Here is a 19375-nt window from a genome sequence, read left to right as displayed (position 1 = left end):
GCCGACCTCTTTGTCTTGACGCAATTCCGGACGGAAAACCGCTTCACACTTTTCCTGGAATTGCTTTGGCGGGGTGTGGCGACGGCCGCGCGGCCGAAAGGTCGCGCGGCACTCCATCGGCAGGCGTGAAGTGCGCGTTCAGTCAAAACAAAGTTCCCGCTCGGACAAGACGCGAAATGGCCGATGCCGCACTATCCCCCTCGAAGATCGGCGCATAGCCGGCGCGCTCACAAATCGGGATGGAACCATGCGATTTCTTGGAAAGACGGCTTTCATCACCGGCGGCGGCACCGGCATCGGTGCGGCGGTCGCCAGGCGCATGGCGGCCGACGGCGCCAGAGTGGTGCTGATGGGCCGGCGGCGCGAACCGCTGGAAGCGGTGACCAAAGACATTGGCGGGCTGGTGGTGCAGGGCGACGCCGCCGATCCCCAGGCGGTGCGCGCGGCGCTGGCCGAAGTGCATGACAAGATCGGACCGGTAGACATTCTCGTCGCCAATGCCGGCGGCCATGGCGTCGGCCCGACCATTTCGATGAGCGACGAGACCTGGAGCCTGGCGACACGCAGCAATCTAGACACCGCCTTCGTCTGCGCCCGCGAATGCCTGCCGGACCTGATTGCGCAAAAGGGCAACATCGTCGTCGTCGCCTCGATCGCCGGCCTGTTCGCCGGGCCGGACGCGGCCGGCTACGTCACCATGAAACATGCCTGCATCGGCTTCGGCAAATCGCTGGCCCGCGACTATGGCCGCAAGGGCGTGCGCACCAACATCATCTGTCCGGGCTGGGTGTCGACCGACATGGCCGACGAGCAGATGGAAGTGATCGTCGAAAAGCACGGGCTCGGCTCGATCGAGGAAGCCTACCGGCTGGTGACCAAGGACGTGCCGCTCGGGCGGCCGGCGACACCGGGAGAGGTTTCCAACGTCATCTGCTTCGTCGCCTCCGGCGAGGCGGCGATGATGAACGGGTCGATCCTGACCGTCGATGGCGGCGCCACCGTCGTCGACCTGCCGACATTAGCCTTTGTCGATTGATGTGGAGAGTGCGATGAACGACCAGAACAGACCGGCGGACTGGAAGCATTTTGACGATTTCGCTGCCGGCATCGCCACCAACCGGCTGGCGACGACGGATGCGCTGCGCGGCCAGACCTTCAAGATCACGCTCGACACCGGTCGCACCATCGACCTTGCCTTCACATCGCTCGACACGGTGGCGTGGAGCGAAGGCACGGAAGCGGGCGCCGACTGGTACGAGGCGCTGGAAGTCGCCGCCAACGTGTTCTTCATCAATATGATTTTCTCGGCCCGGCCTGATGAGGACGAGGCCTTCATCATCAACACCAGCACGCGCCGCGTGCTGTCGGTGCGCGAACGGGTGCGCGATGCCAGTGAAGCGCCCGGCGAGCCGCGCGTGGCGCAGACCTGGTCGGCCGGCGTGCTCGGCGATCCCTCGGTCGCGCCGACCGGCACCGCGCCGGCGCCGACCCGCGACCTGATCGGGCTCACCGCGCACTACACATACAGCCCCAACCATGTCTACGAGCACATTTATATGAGCTCCGAGCGCTATGCCTGGCAGAACCTTGTCGGCATCCAGCGCGGCCATGGCGACGTCGATCTGGCGACGACCTGGAAGTTCGCCGAGAACCAGTATGTGTTCGGCTTCCGCGAGTTCATCATCCCGGTCGCCTCGCTGTTCTTCTACAATTGGGACGTCATGCGCTCGACGGGCAAATTCCTCGGCGTGACCAGCCAGGGCAAGATCGAGAACAAGCCGGCCGGCGCTCAGATCGAGAAGAAATCCAGAACCGTCTACGACGAAGGCAAGGCGCCGGTCTGACCGCGCGGGAGAACGCTATGGGCAAGAACTACGAAGCGATCAAGGCGCACTACGCCGGCTCCGACACCAAGGATCTCTCGGCGATGATGGCGCCGGTCACCAGCCGCACCGCCTGGACCGAGATGGCGGGCTTTCCCTATGCCGGCACCTATGTCGGCCCCGACGCCATCATCGAAGGCGTCTTCAAGCGCATCGGCGAGGAGTGGGACGGTTACGCCTTGAAGCTCGAAAAACTGGTCGATGGCGGCACCACCATTGTCGGCATCGGCACCTATTCGGGTGTCTACAAAAAGACCGGCAAGCCGATGTCGGCGCGCGTCGTCCATGTCTGGGAAATGGAGGACGGCAAGGCGCTCAGTTTCGAGCAGTTCACCGATACAAAGCTGGTCGCGGCAGCGACGGTCTGAGGCATGCCTGCGGGCACCGCCCGCACGATCCAAAAACCTGGGAGGATGAAATGGGAAACAGTCTGAAGGCAATGCTGGCGGGCCTGGCTCTGACAAGCGCGATTGCGCTTGGCGACACCAGCTTGGCGAATGCCGGCGACACCGAGATCGTCATCGGTGCGCCGATCTCCTTGACCGGGCCGCTGGCCGGCGACGGCAAGGAGCAGAAATGGGCCTATGAGCAGGCGGTCGCCGACATCAACAAGGCCGGCGGCATCATGGTGAAATCCGTCGGCAAGAAGCTGCCGGTGCGCCTCGTCGTCGCCGACGACGAAAGCTCCGAAGGCAAGGTCGCGTCGGCGCTGGAAAACCTGATCAAGGTGCAAAAGGTCGATGCGCTGCTGTCGACCCATTCCGGGCCGATGAACATTGCGGGTGCCATCGTCGCGGAAAAATACAAGAAATTCTACATGATCACGACGGCCTTCCCGTTCGAATGGCAGCCGTTGAAGCTGAAATATTCGGCACTGTTCTTCTTCCATCCAGGGCCGGGCGCGGAAGTGCCGTTCGAGATCTGGGACAAGCTGCCGGCCAATGAGAAGCCGAAGAACCCGGCGCTGGTGTCCGAGGATTCGCCCGACGGCAAGGGCTTTGGCGGCGCCTTCGAGGCGGCGGCCAAGAAGTATGGCTACACTTTCGCCGTCGATGATCCCTGGGCGATCGGCGCCACCGACTATTCGGCGCTGATCACCAAGCTCAAGGCGGCAGACGTCGACGCCATGCTGGTGTTCGGATCGCCGGCCGACACGGTGACGCTGCTGCGGCAGATGAAGGAGCTCGGCTTCTCCGTGCCTTACCTGCATGGCTGGAAGGGCACCTGGACGGGCGAGTTCCACGAGGCGCTCGGCGCGGATTCCGACTACATCCTGACCGACGGCTTCTGGTCGTCGAGCTATCCCTACCATGGCGCCAAAGAGCTCGGCGACCGCTACGAGGCGGAGTTCAAGAAGGACTCCGTCACCGTCGGCGCCTTCTACGCCAATGCGCAGGTGCTGGCGCAGGCGATCGAGAAGGCGGGCTCGACCGATGCAGGCGCGATCCACGACGCGATCTTCGGCCAGGAGTTCAAGGATACGGTCGTGGGCGATCTCAAATTCGACCAGACCGGCTTTGCGCTCATCCCCAGCGTCGCCACGCAATGGTGGCAAGGCAAGCACCAGCTGATCTTCCCGGACGGCAACTGGACCTACAAACCGGCGCCGGCCTGGGACAAGCGCTGAGCGGCTGAAAAGCAGCGGGCGGGGGAGGCGGGTGCCTGATCGCGAAGCCAGGCGCCCGCCTGCCGACCTGCAAAACCTGATCGGAGACACGGAAACACGATGCAGCCTGACGAAACCCTGCTTCGCCTCGAGGCGGTCCAGAAGCGGTTCGGCGGGCTTGTCGTGCTGGACAATATCGACATCGCCGTCGGCGCCAATGAGCTGATCGGGCTGATTGGTCCGAATGGCGCCGGCAAGTCGACGCTGTTCAACCTCGTCACCGCGCTCTACACGCCGACGCAGGGGCGCATCCACTTCCGTGGCCAGGACATCACCGGCACGGCACCGCATCGCATCTGCCGGCTCGGCATTGCCCGCACCTTCCAATTGGTGCGCACGTTTCTCACCATGACCGCCTTCGAGAACATCATGGTCGGCGCCGTCTATGGCGGTGGCGGGCGTGTCAGGCATGCCGCGGCTGCCGCCGAGGAGGCGCTGGAACTGGTGGGGCTGACCGCCAAGCGCGATATCCGCACCGCGCATATGACGCTATCCGACCGGCGCCTCCTGGAGATCGCGCGGGCGGTGGCCTCCAGCCCCGCGCTGCTCCTGCTCGACGAGCCGATGGCCGGGCTGAACCCGACCGAGATCCAGCGCATGGTCGATGTCATCCGCCGGGTGCGCAGCGAGCGGGGCGTGTCGATCCTGTGGGTCGAGCACAAGGTCGACGCCATCATGAAAGTCTGCAGCCGGGTGATCGTGCTCGACCATGGCGAGAAGATCGCCGACGGCAGCCCGCGCGAAATCGTCGCCAACCGCAAAGTGATCGAGGCCTATCTTGGCGAACCGGCTGCTTGAAGTCACCAATCTCGAAGTCGCCTATGGCGATGTCGGCGCGCTGTGGGGCGTGTCGATCCATGTCGACCCCGGCAGCATCGTCGCCATCGTCGGCGCCAATGGCGCGGGCAAGACGACGCTTCTGAAGACCATCTCCGGCCTGCTCAAGCCGAAGCGCGGCGAGATTTTTCTCTCAGGCGTGCCGCTGGCCGGCAAGGCACCGGAGGAGATCGCCGGCATGGGCATCGCGCATGTGCCGGAAGGGCGCGGCCTGTTCCGGCAGATGACGGTACTGGAAAACCTCGAACTCGGCGCCTTCCAGCCCAAGGTGCGCAAGCGCTTCAAGCAGTCGCTGGAGAAGGCCTACACGCTGTTTCCGCGGCTGAAGGAGCGGGCAGGGCAGAAGGCCGGCTCGCTCTCCGGCGGCGAGCAGCAGATGCTGGCGATCGCACGCGCCACCATGTCGGACCCATCGCTGCTCATCCTCGACGAGCCATCGCTGGGCCTGAGCCCGATCGTGGTGCAGCAGATGTTCGCGCTGATCGAGACGCTGCACAAACAGGGCGTCACCATCCTGCTGGTCGAGCAGAACATCCACCAGGCGCTGAAAGTGGCCGATTACGGCTTCGTGCTGAAGACCGGCGAACTCGCCATGCAAGGCACGGGCTCCGAACTGATCGCCGATCCCGAAATCCAGAAGGCCTATATGGGCGTGTTGGAGGTGCAATGATGCAGGCCATTCCGCCTCCCGAAATCCTGCTGCAGCTGTCGCTCAACGGCGCGCTGGGCGGCGCCATGTATGGCGTCGCCGCCGTGGGCTTGAGCCTCATCTTCGGCACGATGCGGCTGATCTTCCTGGCGCAGGGCGCGATGATCATCCTCGCCGCCTATTTCGTGCGGGCGCTGTTCTATGGGCTGGGCATCGACCCGTTCCTGTCGCTGCTGATCGTCATTCCGGTCGGGCTCGTCGTCGGCTGGCTGATCTACCAGGGCCTGTTCCGCCGCGCCGCGGCCGCGGAGGACCGCAACATCTCGCTGCTGATTGCGGTCGGCCTGATGTTCCTGGTCCAGAATTTGATGACCGTGGTGTGGGGCGGCAACACCGCCGCAATCGTCACCTCCTACACGGCGAGCGGCATCGAGATTTTGGGCGTGCGCACCTCGTTCACGCGCTCGATGGGCTTTTTGATCGCGCTCGCCGGCACCGGGCTGGTGGTGCTGTTCCTGCGCAAAACGATTGTCGGCAAGGCGGTGCGCGCGGCCTCCGAGGACATGGAAGCGGCGACGCTGATGGGCATCAGCCCGCACCGGGTCAATGCGATTGCCTTCGCCATCGGTATCGCGCTGGCGGGAGCCGCCGGCGTCGCGGTGGCCACCACCTTCCCGTTCAACCCGTTCGCCGGGTTCATCTTCAGCCTCAAGGCGCTGGTGGCGCTGGCGCTGGGCGGCATCGGCAATGTCGCGGGCGCGCTGGCCGGCGGCATCCTGCTCGGCCTGATCGAGGCCTATGTGCAGTATTTCATCTCAGGCGGCTGGACCAACGCCATCGCCTACGGCGTGTTCCTGGCGGTGCTGATGTTCAAGCCGGAAGGCCTGTTCAGCCGGCCCTACAAGAAGGCTTGAGCGAAGATGTTGAAGCAAGCCTTGCCGAAACAAGCCTGGATGTGGATCGCAGCAATTGTTGTCGTGGCATTGGCGTTGCTGCCGCTGCTGCCCGGGGCGATCGACTCTTACACCTTCTCGTTCCTGTTCTTCGTCTTCATCTACGCTATCATGGCGCAGGGCTGGAACCTGGTCGCCGGCTTCGGCGGCCAGATCAGCCTCGGCAACCACGCCTTCTTCGGCCTCGGCGCCTACACCACCGCCATCCTGTGGACCAGCAATTATCTCTGGGGCTCGCTCTATGATGCGTATCCGCGCATCTACTATTTCGACCCGGTGACGATGGTGCTGGGCGGGCTGGTCGCGGCGCTCGCCGCCATCATCATCGGCCTGCCGCTGTTGTCCAAATTGCGCGGCGACTATTTCGCGCTCGGAACGCTCGGCTTCGGCGAGATCGTCAAGGTGATGTTCATCAATGGTGGCGACTTCACCGGCGGCGCCTTCGGCGTCGTCGCGCCCGCCGGCACCTTCGACACGCTGTTGCCGCACTATCTGGTCGGCCTCGGCCTGATGGTCGGCACGGCACTTGCCATCCACCTGTTGATGCGCTCGCGCTACGGGCTAGCGCTGATCGCGGTGCGCGACGACGAGATGGCGGCGTCGGCCAACGGCATCGATGTGCTCAAGGTCAAGGTCGCCGCCTTCGCCGGCAGCGCCTTCATCGCCGGCATCGCCGGCAGCCTCTACACCTACTACATCTTCCATGTCGGCCCGGACTCGGTGTTCGACCTCGACTGGATGCTGTTGCCGCTGATGATGACCGTGGTCGGCGGCACCGGCACGCTGCTCGGGCCGATCCTCGGTGCCTTCGTGATGTACGCGGTGTTCGACCTGGCGCGCATCGTGGTGCCGGATTACCACCCGGTGATCTCAGGACTGACGATCATCCTGGCGATGCTGTTCTTGCCGAAGGGGCTGATGCGGAGTTTTGGCGGCAGGGCAAGGACAGCTTGAGGGGTTTAGCGCATCGGCGGCGATCGCCGTCGCCAAAGGCGGATGACCGTTCAATTCCCTTGGCATTTTTAAGGGGGCTATCCCCATCCACCCTAGTTAACCAGATGGAGTGTCGTGAATTTTCCAGCGATTGTCTGGAACACATTCGGCAATTTGCTGGGATCGTTGACAGCGTAGTAGTCGGTCGAGTTCGTCGCGCATTTGCCGTAGAGTGTCCGGTTCGCAGCCGTGTCGGATTGCAGCGTGATGGTGTAGATTTGGACCTGCTGCGCCTTCAATTTATCGCAGACGTCAAGCGTCCATCGATCTACGGCGCGCGCCGCGTCCGTCTGGCTGCTCGTCCCGAACCGGCCGGATGCGAGGTAGCCATAGGACGTGTAATCCGACTTTTCCGGCTCGGCGCTCGCTCCATAGACGACATTCTCGCCATCAGTAAGCAGAACGACGATTTTGCTCGTATTCGGGGCCTTCCAGGGCGCGCCGTCGGTGTAGGGCGCGTCCGGTGAAAGCACCCGCATGCCCCAGGAGAGCCCTTCGGAGACATTGGTGCCAGATCCGTTCCATTCCTGCATCTGGGCGGCGGCCGTCCGCAACTTGTCCAAATCAGTGGTCAGCGGCACCACCGGAGTCGGGCAGGCTCGGTTGGGACCGACTGTCAGGGGAGCATATTTGTCGTTGATCTTCTTCGCCTTGGGGGTCTCGTATTTGGCGATCTTTTTATCTTTTCCCTTCGTGTCAGCGCCGTCCTGAACGTCATCGGAAAGATATGAGTTGTTGTAGACCTTGGCGTCGTTGCCGTAGCTCGCGGACGGGCCGGTTGCATCGCCGGGGTCGTCCGGAGCGAAATAGGGCACGAACAGGGTGTTACCGTCAGCCTGGTCCGGCGTTACGTCAGAAATAGCAGCGCTTCCCGGACGCGCCTCGACGCAGCCCTTCCAGCCCGTGCCTTTCCAACCGGCCCCCTGTGCCAGGTCCTTGAACAGGTCCATGTGATTGACGCGCTTGCCATCGGGCAGCAGGGGAAAATTGGCGCCGTTGTTCGGCGATTTGCCTTCCATGTCTATCCAGGAAGGGTCGAATTCATCGCCATTCACGTTAACGGCGGTGACGAACGGCACAATCGCCGCGGTCACCTTGCGATCGGGTGACTTTGCTCCATCCAGATTATCGAGAAGTGCTTTGGTGGCGTCCCTGAGAGCCTTGATCTTGGCGCCGGCCATCGAGCCGGTGTTGTCCAGCACGAGCACGACTTCGAGGTTGTTCGTCGCCTCCACGCCGCCGGCATCCACTTCGATGTGCTGGTTATTGCCGAACAGGAAAGCAAAATTGAGGTTCACGTCCGCGGAAGCGACGGCCCTGGTCTTGACGTAGTTGAAGCCCTTGTCGACGGACAAGGTCACTTTCGCATTGGAGAGTTCAGGGTGATTTGCGACGTTGGCCTGAAAATAGCCGTCAAATGCCAGCCTGCGGTTCGCTTCGCCATCTGACAGGTGCGACGAGGACAGCGTCGCAGCGTCCAGAGAGTTCTGCAGGTTGACCTTTGCTCGCATGACTGTGGATACGTCCAGCGCGAAACCGACGGCCGCCAGGATTGCAGGCGCGGCCAACGCAAACAACAAGGCGAAATTGCCAGCTTCCGACCGCCAGAACCTATTGATGACCATGACCCGCCCCTCGACTGATACGGCATATGACGGAGTGGTGGTTTACGGGCGGTTGATTTGTTAGCACTCGCGCATAAGGCGAACGAACTTGGTAAACTAAGTTCTGAGGCGGCCCGGGGGCGCGCCTTTTCGACAAGGCTTTCAGGGTCGCTGAGACGACGGATGTATCGCCTAGGGCAGCCGTACTTCGCATTTTCGCATCATCCAGGGATCGCCATGGGCCACGAGCTTCCCCTGATCGACAAGGGCCACGATACGGGTCAGCAACATCAAGTCGCCGACCTGGATATACGGCTCCATATTGTGTCCCATGGTCTCGGCGACGACCCGTGCAACCTTGCGCCAGTCCTTGGTGGCCCGCTCTAGAAGGAGCGCATCGAAGACATCCTCAGGCGCCGAGACGAGGCCGGGATCGGTGACGATACGGAACGGCGCGTTTTCGGATTTCAACGTCCGCCAGCGCCGCGCGGCATCTTCTCGTTCCTGGCTCGTCATCGCGCGTTCCGTGCCGAGCAGCAAGGCGAGTTCCTCCTCGTTGATGAGCGAAACGGCCTGTCTGGGGCTCGACAATTCCGCCTTGCCGCCGGGCCGCGTCACCGGCATTTGCAACCCGGTGACGTCGATGATGTCGTAGGGGCGGTCGCCGAGGCGATCCACCAGGGCCAGGAAGAAAGCATGCTCGTGGGCGCTGTGGCGCCCGAACCAGACGACGAGGCGGTCGGGGGTCGACATGATTTGCCGCCAGAAATCGTCGAAATCGATGTCGTGCTCGTCATACATCGACGCCCACCAGCGCAGGCGCGTCGAGGAGTCTTCGGCATCAATTGGGCCGCAGCTGAGATTGTCGTGAAAAATGATGACGTCGTCGGTACGCCCGCTCGTGCGGATCGCCTGGCGAAGCGAATGACCCGCCGAATGGCCGGGCGCGATGTGCAGTATGCCGCTGCGCCATCTGAGCGTCCCGTCGGAGTTCAGATCCCTCGTGAAAGTGTCGGAAAACGTGACATGGACGACCATCCGCCCCTCCGCCAGCGCAAGCCGGTAGGCGGTGGTTTTGCCTGATAACCAATGGGCGGCGAAACGGACTTCATTATTCCCGAAGGTCAAGCCTCGGATTTCTGCGAGTTCGCCGCTGGACCCATCGATGGCGCAGACGACGAGGTGGCCATCGACACTCTTGATCTCGATCGTTGCGGTCTTGTGCCTCCCGGCAATCCAGCGACCAACAAAATCCTTCATCGGCCTCGATCCTCGCCACTGCTCATGCACGGATTAGCTCAGCGGCCTCCCAACGGCGCGCTTTAGATCGCCCACCCTCGCGGGCTACTCCGAAAAACTCACGCTCACGCCGCGCTGGCGAAAATAAGCCTGCATCAACTTGCGGCCCGAGCGGTTGCTCTGCGCCAACTTGGTCGGATCGAACACCGCCTGTTTTATCCCCTCGCGTGTCAGCGCCGCCTTGAGTGCCGCGATATGGGCGTCGAGGTCGGCATTGTCCGCACGGAGCGAGGCATAGATATTTTCGGTCGCCTCGGCCACGGTCAGTTCGTTCACAGCTGTCGTCCTTTGGTTGGTTGATTGGGCGGCGGCTTAGCATAGATTCGCGGCTCCGCGATACCGATGGGAGCGTCAGTGCGTAGCGCCCGGGTTTTCGAGCGGCAATTCATCCGGGTGGCATCCGCGTCTTGACGCGCTCACGCTATGGGCAGCGATGATTACGGTGCCGATGACGCCTATGGAGCTAAACCTTCGGTCAGTCGCTGCCAGATATATTCCGAAATCTTTGCAGCAGCGGTACCATCTCCATAAGGAGACGGCTTGTGTGCCATCGACGCATGGTAATCACTGTCCAACAGCAATCGCTCGAGATTTGACTTGAGGCCTTCGCCGGCCGACCCGACCAGCACGGCAGAACCGAGTTCCACGATCTCTTCCCGCTCGGTACGGTCGCGGGTAATCAGAATCGGCACTCCCAGAAATTGCGCCTCCTCTTGTATGCCTCCGCTGTCGGTTACGACGACGAAGGCGCGTCGCATCAGATTGATCATCTCTGCGTAGCCGAGAGGCGGCGTCAGGATAATTGCAGGGTTGCCGCTGAGTTCCCGTCTAACCACCGCGCTAACGGAAGGATTGGGATGCACAGGCAGCACGATGACGATGCCTGGAACTGCGTCGGCCACGGCTCTCACTGCTCGCAGCGCAGCGGTCATCGCGACTCCCTGACTCTCGCGGCGATGCGTGGTCATGACGACCAGCCGCGCATTCGGGGGTATGCCCAGGCTCTCGACAATTGCCGCATCAAAGGGGACCAGCCGGGCGGCATCGATAACTGTATTTCCCGTTACAAGTACCGCCGACCGATCAAGGCCTTGGTTCAGAAGAGCGGCGCGCGCCTTCTCGGTTGGCGCAAAATGAACGGTCGCCGCTATCGAGGCGGTTATTCGATGGAACTCTTCTGGAAACGGATGCTGGAGATCTCCGGTCCTGAGACCAGCTTCGATGTGACCGAACGGAATGCCTCGGTAAAAGGAACATATCGCTGCCGCGAGAACCGAGCTCGTATCGCCTTGGGCCAAGATAAAGTCTGGAGATTCGATTGCAAGGTAGGAATCCAGCTCAGCCAGCAACCGACCAAGCAGCGGCGCAAGTCCCTGGCCGGGGACCAAAGCACCCAGGCGCTGGTCAAGCTTTAGCCCAAACACCGCAAGCGCCTGGTCAAGAATCTCTTCGTGCTGGCCGGTTCCGACCAGCCTGATGGCATGCTGGGCGGAACAGAACCTCTGCCTCAACGAGATGACAACGGGTGCCATCTTGATCGCTTCGGGCCGTGTTCCGACGATGCACAAGATTTTCGTCATTCGCTCAGTCGCATTCGAAAACGTGCCGTTGCCGACGTCGGAAACTGGTCAGTTACTCTCATGCATCACGGTGGCGGTGGGGCGTCCAGTCACCCCATTTGCTTTCGAAATAGGCTTGGTTGCGTTGCCAGATTTCGGTGTATTCCTTTTGCGGGAGCTTGCTGAAGCTAGCCCTTCCAACATGGTGGACGAAGGCGTCTTCGACGCAGACTGTGCGCAAGCCCTTGTCATGCATGCGCCGTGAATAGTCGTCGTCCTCGAACAGCCCCAGCCCGAATGCTTCGTCGAGCGGTCCCACCGCCTCCATCACGTCACGCCGCAAAGCGACACAGAACATGGCCAGCATGGCAATGTCGAAGCTTTGGCCCGCATGACGGGCAGCGTTCTCGTCCGCGAACACCTCCATGCTCTCGGCATCGAGGTAGTCGACCGAGATTTTTGCTTCGTTGCCAACTTCGTTGGTGACGGGACCGACAAGGCCGACAGAGGGGTCGTCGAGGTGGCGGATGAGTGGGTCAAGCCAACCCTTCGGTACGAGCGTATCGTTGTTCAGGAGAACGAGAACATCGCCCGTCGCCATGCTCAGGCCTTGGTTGTTGGCCGCTGCGAAACCACGGTTCTCCTGGTTCAGCTCGATCCTAATTGGCAGCTCCAGGCGGGACAGGTAACGCAGGTAGGACTGCGTCCCATCCTCTGAGCCGTTGTCGATCACGATGATCTCGTAGTTCGGGTGGGTGGTGTTGCGTATCAGGCTGTCTATACAGGCCGTCGTGAGATCAAGGTTGTTGTACGTAACCACGATGATCGAGACGGTGGGGAAGCCCTCACGGAGGGCCGCAAGCGTCACGTCGACGCGCGCTGCCCAGTCGTTCGCCTTCGCCAGTTCCCGCCGGCGACGGGAGATCGTCGGGTCGCTCTGGGCGAGAGCGGTCACTATAGCCTGCACGGTCTCGTCGGGGGTGGACGCGAAGGAGAGATAGTCCTTGTAGACTTGAAGTTCCGCAGTCGGCGTCGCGATTACAGGCTTTCCGGCGCTCATGTACTCGTAGAACTTCACCGGGTCGACCGCATGTGTGACGTTGTAGATCCGGAATGGGATCAGGCAGACGTCGAACCAGTAGAGAAACTGCGGCATCTCGCTATACGGACGAAGTCCAAGGAGGTGCACGTTTGGCAAGCTGTCGAGACCGGCGAGATCGGTGGAGAAATCGTCGCCGATCATCACGAAGGACCAATCGGGGCGCCGACGCGCGACGGCAGCGATCAGCTTGAAATCGAGCCATTCGGCCAGCGCGCCGTAGTAGCCGACGATGGGACCCCGCATGCTGGCCAAGAGATCGTTCGGGCGGCACTGCTCCTGGAAGAACGCGTAATCCACGCCATTGCGAACGAGGACGCAACGGCGCGCTCTGGGTTGCCATTTCTCCAGGAGCAGGGCGGCTGTAACGGTCACGAGGTCGGCTTCGCGGACGAGCGTCTCCTCGTCATCGAGTAGGTCTTTGCCCATGTTCGGGAAATTATCCCACTCGTCCATGCAATCGTACTGCACGTGCCAGCCGCGTGACGTCCGCAGTCCGAGTGCCAGCGGTGTCCAATAGGTGAGGTGCACGACAGAGATCGCCGTCTTGATCCTGAGATCGCGCGCGAGCGCGGACATCGCCTCCCCGAAGGCAGCCTGGTTCTCCCTGCTCATCGACGTGCTGTAGAAAGCCTGGACGCCGTGGGCTCGTATCGATACCTCGAAGACGCCGCGCTTGACCTCCACGATGTCGTAGCTCCGACCCGGCGGAGGCGTGCGCGAGGGAACGATGTAGAACACGCGGTAGCCACGGGCGGCGAGGTTCGACATGAGTTGCTGCGGACGCTGGTAGCGCGCCGACCAATCGATGTTGGCGAAGCATACTATGTCCATGAGCCCGGCCGCGGCCTGTTCTGGCGGCCCGCTGGGCGTACCGGCTTTGGCGACGCGTGGAGCCGCTGCGGGACGCGGTTGGGCTCCCGTACGACTTATGAGGGTCAGCATCGGCGAAGAATTCGCCCGGGCCACGATCTTGAAGCGCAGACGGCGCGGAATGAGGGCCTTTCCGATCCCGTTGAGCCACGGCCATCGCCGCCGAATCAAGAGAATCAGGTCGGCCAGAAGGATGCGAAAACTTGTACGTCGCCGCTCGTATTCGCCCGCCAAGACATGGATCTCGCCCCGCAGCCAGGCAATGCCGTCGTCGCGCGCCTGGACGAGGCTGCGCAGCGTCTCGATCTCCTTGTCCTTGGCGCGGAGGAGCGCGGAATTAGCCGGCCCCTCGAGCCGTGCCGCCACTGGCGAAGGACGCTGGGCAGGCCGCCCCTCAACGCTGGCGGCCCCCACAAGCTCGGCTACTCTGGATCGCTCGACATTCGCCGCATGGCGCTCAGCCGATAGTGCGTCGCTTAGCCGTGCAACCTCGCCGGCGAGCGTAACGCGCATCCGCTCGGCATCCTCCGACACTTCAGCGATACGGCGCTTCGCCGCAGCGTGTGTCACTTCTGCTTCCGAGCGTTCGATCCTGGCGCTGCTGAGTTCGGCCGCCAGCCTGGCGACCTCGGTGCTCCATCGCGAGCGTTCGTCGATGAAGCTCCTGGCTCGCGCCTCGTCCTCCGTCTCGAGCCGCCGAAGCGTGAGCGCAGCATCAGCCGGCTTGGCAGTTCGAGCGCTGGACATGTCATGGTCGACCACGAGGTCGGCAAGGCGGAGCCCTCGTTCTGCAAGACCTTGCGGCCGAGCGTAGACGAGCAGGATTTGCTCGCCCGCCCAGTATGTTGGCTCGCTGACCCGGGTGTCGATCACCTTCGATGCGGCGAGCACCAGCTCGCCGCCCGCAAGCGTCGCCACGATGTTCGATGGCTCGAACGTCGCCTCGTGCTCGGCTAGCCGCAAATATTCCCGGAAAGGAACAAGGATCACCAAGGCCTTGGTCGCCATTCCGCCGAGCCGCTCGAGCACCGCCACGGGATCGTCGAAATGCTCGAGCGTGTTCGACGACACGACCACATCGAAACGCTCGTCGAAGGGCTCGTGCAAAAGGTCGGCGTGCAGGAAAGTCGGCTTGCGGAATGTCGCACGCGCGGAGGCGATCGCCGGCTCGGCGAAATCGATGCCGGTGACCGGACCGGGGAAGATTTGGGCCAGGACGTCGGTGCCGTCGCCCAACGCGCAGCCCCAATCACACAGCGTCCAGCGCTCATCGCGCAGCGCGCGGGTCAGCCATTCCGGCAGGTTGTCGACAATGACCCGGCCGAAGAAGACCGATTGCTCCCGACCGTGGTTTGTGACCCAGTCGGTCTCGAAGCGCCGTGACCAATAAGCCTCGCTGTTCACGAGGGCTGTGGGCTCTTGTTCTGCCTCGCCACTGGGCAACATCAGGACGTGCCGCCAGGTTGGACGGCACCGGTCTCGTCCACCATGAGCACGCAGGGCATATCGCTCTGGTGCGGTGCCGGCTGAACGGCAAGGGCTGTTTCTGCAGACGGGTCGAGCGCGGGCATGATGACACTGGCACCTGTTTGGACGCTGGCCGCTACAAGTATTCCTCAATGGCGAAGATGCGCTGAGGTGTCAACTGAACAAAGATTGCAAGTGGAACCATGCTATGTTGATTGGGTAGTAGGCAGATCAACCTCGGAGTTGGTCCAGACCTTTTGAAACGGTTTCGAGACCGCATGGAGAAGTCCAAGTATGTCGGTTGTGGTAGAGATGACCAACCAGGACAAAGCCCGTGTCGCGGAACGCTGGTCCGAGATCGGCAGCGGATCATACGAATTCTCGGCAAACGTCTATTGGCTCGCAGTTCCGACCGTTATGACCCGTCACCAGCGCCGAGCTGCGGCGGGCGGGAATTATGCATCGTGGGTGGAGTATTGCCTCGGCTCCTTCATTCCGCGGGGCGATAAGCGCAGAATGCTCAGCGTTGGCTGCGGCGACGGCGACCTCGAGCGGCACCTCATGCGGATCGATACGAGTACGACGTGCGACGCGTTCGATATAGCGCCTGCCGCGATTGACCGCGCGATCGCGGCAGCCGCCGCAGAAGGGTTCGGTGGCATCCGCTATCGCTGTGCAGATATCGAGACGCTGCAGCTAGAGGAGGGCGTCTACGACGCGGCCTGGTTCAACGGATCCCTGCACCACATCCAGGCCCTCGAGCGCGTGCTGGATCGTGTCCGCTACAGCCTCAAGCCTGGCGGTCTCCTGTTCGTCAACGAGTATGTCGGCGCTAACCATTTCAACTTTCCGCCCGTCCAGCGGGAGGCGATCCTGCACGCCTTCCATCTGATCCCACAGCGTCATCGACTGAGCTTCATTCCGGCAACTTTTGGCCAGGTTGCCACCCAAGCCCCTATCCCTGACCCGGAAGAGGTTCGGCGCGCAGATCCGTCGGAAGCCATTCGGTCGCAGGACATCGTTGCCGTTATCGCGAGCATGTTCGATGTCGTTGCGATGAATGCTTGTGGGGGCACCATAATGCAGTTCCTGCTGAGTGGCATCGCCGGCAACTTCCGTGAAGAGAATCCGTCTTCCATGCTGGTTCTCGACATGCTGCTTAAGATCGAGGACACACTTATTGATACTGGGGCGCTCGGAAGCGATTTCGTGGTGATAGCGGCCAGGAAGGGGAGCTAGCCTGTTTCCGTCTCTGGACAGAAACGGTCCGCTTCGCCCCTTGGCGTCGGCGAGCATCCAGCCCATCGTCGACGTTGCCGTCGCGTCACGGACCGCGGTCGCATCTCGATCCCAAACGCCCCCTGACTCCTTTCCAGGCCCTCAAACGTCTTAGCTTCAGTGAAGCAATGGAGCAGGGTCAAATGAGCCTCAAGGACAAGAAAATCGTTGTCACCGGCGGCAGCCGGGGGCTAGGCCTCGGATTGGTCGAAGCGCTGGTCGAGCAGGGCGCCAGCGTCACGGTCGTTGCGCGTGGCGCCGAGGCGCTGGAGGCGGTTGAGGCGCGGCTTGGGGTCGCCACCATCTCAGCCGACGTCACGGACGAAGATGCGGCCTATCGCATCCTCGGCGAGATCAGCCCCGACATAGTGGTTCTGAATGCTGGTGCGACGCCTCGGATGGGGCGGCTGGATCAGCTGAAGTGGGCGGATTTTTCCATTGCCTGGGAAACAGACGTCAAGGCCGGGTTCTATTGGCTGCAGGCGGCGCTGAACCTGCCGCTGAAGCCTGGCAGCCGAGTGCTGGTTGGGTCGAGCGGTGCCGCCGTCACCGGATCGCAGATGTCGGGCGGCTATGGCGGCTCCAAGCGCATGCTCTGGTTCATGGCCAAATACGCCAATGGCGTCGCGCAGGAGAAGGGACTCGGCATCCGCTTTCAGGCGATCCTGCCCAGACAGATGATCCTGGGAACAGGAACCGGTGATGTTGCGGCCGGCGCCTATGCCGGTTCTATTGGCATCACGCCGGAGCAATTCATCACCCGCTTCGGCGCGCCGATGCCGCCCCGGGCGTTCGGCGACAGGGTGGTTTGCGTGCTCGAAGACCCGCAATATGCGGAGGGAGTCGTCTTCGGTCTCAACGGCGATGACGGCGTAACGATCATGGAGGGTAAGGCGGCTTGAGCGACGGAAAGCCTGAAGTGGACCGCGACCGACAGGAGGGGCTGCTTGCCTTGGCCGCGGCGCTGCGTCCGGAATTGCACCGCTATTGCGCGCGACTGATGGGATCGGTCATCGACGGCGAGGATGTGGTGCAAGACACGTTCGCGCGGGCCTTCGTCGCGCTGGACGAGTTGTGCGAGGTGCCGCAGCTCAGGCCCTGGCTGTTCCGCATCGCCCACAATCGTTCGCTGGACCTCTTACGCAGTCGCGCGATCCGCGTCGCCGAGCCGATCGAGGCTGCGCTTGAAATTGCCGACGACGGCAAAGCCGATCCGGTGGAGGTACTGATGCGCAGGCAAGCGATGGAAACCGCTGTGTCGCGCTTCGCGGAACTTCCGGTCAACCAACGCAGCGTAATCATCCTGAAAGATGTGCTCGACGAGCCGCTGGCCGAGATCGCCACTTTGCTAGGCATTTCGGTCGACGCGGTGAAGGCGCATCTGGCGCGTGGCCGCGCCCGGCTACGGGAGATCAACGCTCGGGCCGACCCGCTTCCCGATGCGCGCATCGCGTCGGCCGCGGTGGTCCGCTACATCAGCCTGTTCAACCAGCGCGACTGGGATGGCCTGCGCGCGCTGCTTGCCGATGAGGTAAGACTTCAGCAGTCCATGCATCCGCCGCGCTCGGGTGCCGCCGACGTTGGCACGTTCTTCGCGATCTATGCCAAGAGCGAGGGCCTGTGGCTCAAACCGGCCTGGGTCGAGGGCCGCGAGGTGATCGCGGTGTTCGAACACCGGGCGGCCGCGAAGCCAATTCATTTCATGTGGCTGGAATGGCGGGACGGGCGGATCAGCTTCATCCGTGACTATCGCTATGTCGGCTATGTCGCCGACGATGCCGGGTTGGTGCTGGCAAGGGATATCAAGGGGATGGCCGGTTCCTGAACCGGCTATCCAATCGTTGTCCGCCCACTGCGATCGGCTGCAACACTTGACGCAGGCCGCTCGCCGGAAGTCCGCGCCGCTCGCCTACCCCCGCTTCTCAATCACCGCATACAGCACGTTGCGGTTCTCGCCAAAGTACACCTGCGCCTCGACGGTGTTGCGGTCGACGCTGGCGTTGACGATGTTCCACATGTCGACTTCCGAGCGCAGCAGCAGCACCCAGTCCATGAACGTTTCCCGGTAGCCGGCGTCGGGGGTGCCTTCGGCGTAGTTGGCGAACAGGAATTTGCCGTTCGGCTTCAGCATCTGCAGGCAGGTCTTGGTCAGTTTCACGGCGACGTTGTGCTGGAGGTAGTCGTAGAGGCCGGAGGCGTAGATGAGGTCGAACTTGCCGAGCTTGTGGCCTCTGGTCAGCACGGTCCGCACCGAGCCGTCGATGGCTTCGACCGCGGTGCCCTGGAAGTCGCGTGCGATCAGCCCGACGCTCTGCGGGTCCTGGTCGAGTGCTACCCAGCGCTTGAGGCCGCCCTCGGCCAGCGCGACGGAGCGATTGGCTTCGCGCAGATGGCCGGCGGCGATCGCCAGCACCTCGGTTTCCGGTCCGTTTTTGGCGGCGGTCTCATCGACATAGCGGGTCAGGAGATCGCGCCGTTCGCGAGCCGCGACGCATGACGGAACGTTCTGGGTGTGGCTGTAAAGCGCTTTGCCGATCTCCGAGGCGCTCGCCACGCTCTCGGCGACGTGCGGGTCGCAATAGATGAAGTCGAGCAGCTGCGCGTCGCCGGAATAGCCCCTGGGCTTGGTGAAGGACCAGTGCGTCAGCGGATCCTGAAGAAAGTAGTTCAGGATCGGATGGTTCTGCGCCACCGGGATCAAGGCCTGCCAGACGTCGGGATGCACCTTGGCCCGCAGCGCACTGAGCAGCGACAGCAGGCGGCGAACGATCTCGGCGGGAAATTTCTGCTGCTCGACCTGCTGCTGTGTCGCATGCAGGATGAGGGCCAGCTCGGCGCGGGCGGTCTCGAACGCTTCACCATGATGTTCAAGCGTGCCTTTACGCAGACTGCCGGCGATCATCTCTGCGGTGATCAGGCTTTGGCCATCGAACACTGTTTGCACGCCAGGACTCCTTGGTTAACAGTCGGTTAACTTATTGCGTAGAATACCGCATTTGCCAACGCGCCTCGGGGGCATTTTATTGTTATGATTAATTTCTCGCTAACCATCTCAATTTATTAGCGATCTTGCAGATAAGATTCTGGGTTCGAGTTAACGCAAACTTGTCTGGCGCCGTCGCATTTTACCGCGTGGCAATCGTGTCTCGTCCCAAGGAGTCGTCCTGCGTGGGGGCAGAAGCTGGAAAAGAGTTCGGAGCGCAAAATCCCCCATC

General features: G+C 62.4%; 17 protein-coding genes. 11 read left to right on the top strand and 6 right to left on the bottom strand.

Annotation, left to right across the window (positions count from 1 at the left end):
• The first annotated feature begins 247 nt into the window (after positions 1–247).
• From AC1DX4_RS25180 to AC1DX4_RS25145, 8 genes are all read left to right on the top strand, one after another.
• Positions 248–1036, top strand: coding sequence for an SDR family NAD(P)-dependent oxidoreductase (locus AC1DX4_RS25180; RefSeq protein ID WP_477222874.1), 789 nt, complete (start codon positions 248–250; stop codon positions 1034–1036).
• A gap of 13 nt (positions 1037–1049) precedes the next feature.
• Positions 1050–1844, top strand: a complete 795-nt coding sequence (locus tag AC1DX4_RS25175) for a MoaF C-terminal domain-containing protein (protein ID WP_477222873.1) — start codon at positions 1050–1052, stop codon at positions 1842–1844.
• A gap of 17 nt (positions 1845–1861) precedes the next feature.
• Positions 1862–2251, top strand: coding sequence for a nuclear transport factor 2 family protein (locus tag AC1DX4_RS25170; protein WP_477222872.1), 390 nt, complete (start codon positions 1862–1864; stop codon positions 2249–2251).
• 50 nt (positions 2252–2301) lie between these two features.
• Positions 2302–3510: an amino acid ABC transporter substrate-binding protein gene (locus tag AC1DX4_RS25165; RefSeq protein WP_477222871.1), complete on the top strand. Its 1209-nt coding sequence runs from the start codon at positions 2302–2304 to the stop codon at positions 3508–3510.
• Positions 3511–3609: 99 nt separating this feature from the next.
• Positions 3610–4347, top strand: a complete 738-nt coding sequence (locus AC1DX4_RS25160) for an ABC transporter ATP-binding protein (RefSeq protein ID WP_477222870.1) — start codon at positions 3610–3612, stop codon at positions 4345–4347.
• Complete coding sequence (locus AC1DX4_RS25155; protein WP_477222869.1) at positions 4328–5056, top strand: ABC transporter ATP-binding protein; 729 nt, start codon at positions 4328–4330, stop codon at positions 5054–5056. Before AC1DX4_RS25160 ends, AC1DX4_RS25155 begins: the two co-directional genes overlap by 20 nt.
• On the top strand, positions 5053–5949 hold the full coding sequence (locus AC1DX4_RS25150; RefSeq protein ID WP_477222868.1) for a branched-chain amino acid ABC transporter permease: 897 nt from the start codon (positions 5053–5055) through the stop codon (positions 5947–5949). The genes AC1DX4_RS25155 and AC1DX4_RS25150 overlap by 4 nt, the downstream gene beginning before the upstream one ends.
• 21 nt (positions 5950–5970) lie before the next feature.
• The gene (locus AC1DX4_RS25145) at positions 5971–6942 is read left to right on the top strand and encodes a branched-chain amino acid ABC transporter permease (RefSeq protein WP_477222867.1); all 972 of its coding nucleotides are present in this window, start codon (positions 5971–5973) and stop codon (positions 6940–6942) included.
• A gap of 92 nt (positions 6943–7034) precedes the next feature.
• Here the strand turns inward: AC1DX4_RS25145 and AC1DX4_RS25140 are convergent, their stop codons facing one another.
• From AC1DX4_RS25140 to AC1DX4_RS25120, 5 genes are all read right to left on the bottom strand, one after another.
• Positions 7035–8606, bottom strand: coding sequence for a pilus assembly protein TadG-related protein (locus AC1DX4_RS25140; protein ID WP_477222866.1), 1572 nt, complete (start codon positions 8604–8606; stop codon positions 7035–7037).
• 171 nt (positions 8607–8777) lie between these two features.
• Positions 8778–9845 (bottom strand): DUF3658 domain-containing protein, encoded by a 1068-nt coding sequence (locus AC1DX4_RS25135; protein WP_477222865.1) that lies wholly within the window; start codon positions 9843–9845, stop codon positions 8778–8780.
• Positions 9846–9929: 84 nt separating this feature from the next.
• The gene (locus tag AC1DX4_RS25130) at positions 9930–10160 is read right to left on the bottom strand and encodes a hypothetical protein (protein ID WP_477222864.1); all 231 of its coding nucleotides are present in this window, start codon (positions 10158–10160) and stop codon (positions 9930–9932) included.
• Between the two features lie 179 nt (positions 10161–10339).
• Complete coding sequence (gene wecB / locus AC1DX4_RS25125; protein WP_477222863.1) at positions 10340–11464, bottom strand: non-hydrolyzing UDP-N-acetylglucosamine 2-epimerase; 1125 nt, start codon at positions 11462–11464, stop codon at positions 10340–10342.
• A 58-nt stretch (positions 11465–11522) separates the two neighbouring features.
• Positions 11523–14819: a glycosyltransferase gene (locus tag AC1DX4_RS25120; protein ID WP_477222862.1), complete on the bottom strand. Its 3297-nt coding sequence runs from the start codon at positions 14817–14819 to the stop codon at positions 11523–11525.
• A gap of 357 nt (positions 14820–15176) precedes the next feature.
• Between AC1DX4_RS25120 and AC1DX4_RS25115 the strand changes: the two genes are divergently transcribed.
• The 3 genes from AC1DX4_RS25115 to AC1DX4_RS25105 all read left to right on the top strand — a co-directional run bounded on the left by AC1DX4_RS25115 (position 15177) and on the right by AC1DX4_RS25105 (position 17985).
• Complete coding sequence (locus AC1DX4_RS25115) at positions 15177–16121, top strand: class I SAM-dependent methyltransferase (protein ID WP_477222861.1); 945 nt, start codon at positions 15177–15179, stop codon at positions 16119–16121.
• 182 nt (positions 16122–16303) lie between these two features.
• Positions 16304–17062 (top strand): SDR family NAD(P)-dependent oxidoreductase, encoded by a 759-nt coding sequence (locus tag AC1DX4_RS25110; protein ID WP_477222860.1) that lies wholly within the window; start codon positions 16304–16306, stop codon positions 17060–17062.
• On the top strand, positions 17059–17985 hold the full coding sequence (locus tag AC1DX4_RS25105) for a sigma-70 family RNA polymerase sigma factor (protein WP_477222859.1): 927 nt from the start codon (positions 17059–17061) through the stop codon (positions 17983–17985). Before AC1DX4_RS25110 ends, AC1DX4_RS25105 begins: the two co-directional genes overlap by 4 nt.
• A gap of 84 nt (positions 17986–18069) precedes the next feature.
• Here AC1DX4_RS25105 and AC1DX4_RS25100 read toward each other — a convergent pair whose 3' ends face one another.
• On the bottom strand, positions 18070–19104 hold the full coding sequence (locus AC1DX4_RS25100; RefSeq protein WP_477222858.1) for a class I SAM-dependent methyltransferase: 1035 nt from the start codon (positions 19102–19104) through the stop codon (positions 18070–18072).
• Between the last annotated feature and the right edge of the window lie 271 nt (positions 19105–19375).

The organism is Mesorhizobium sp. P3_A8, from assembly GCF_056402995.1.
The sequence above is the reverse complement of the archived record's forward strand: the minus strand, read 5'-3'. Positions and strand labels throughout refer to the sequence as shown.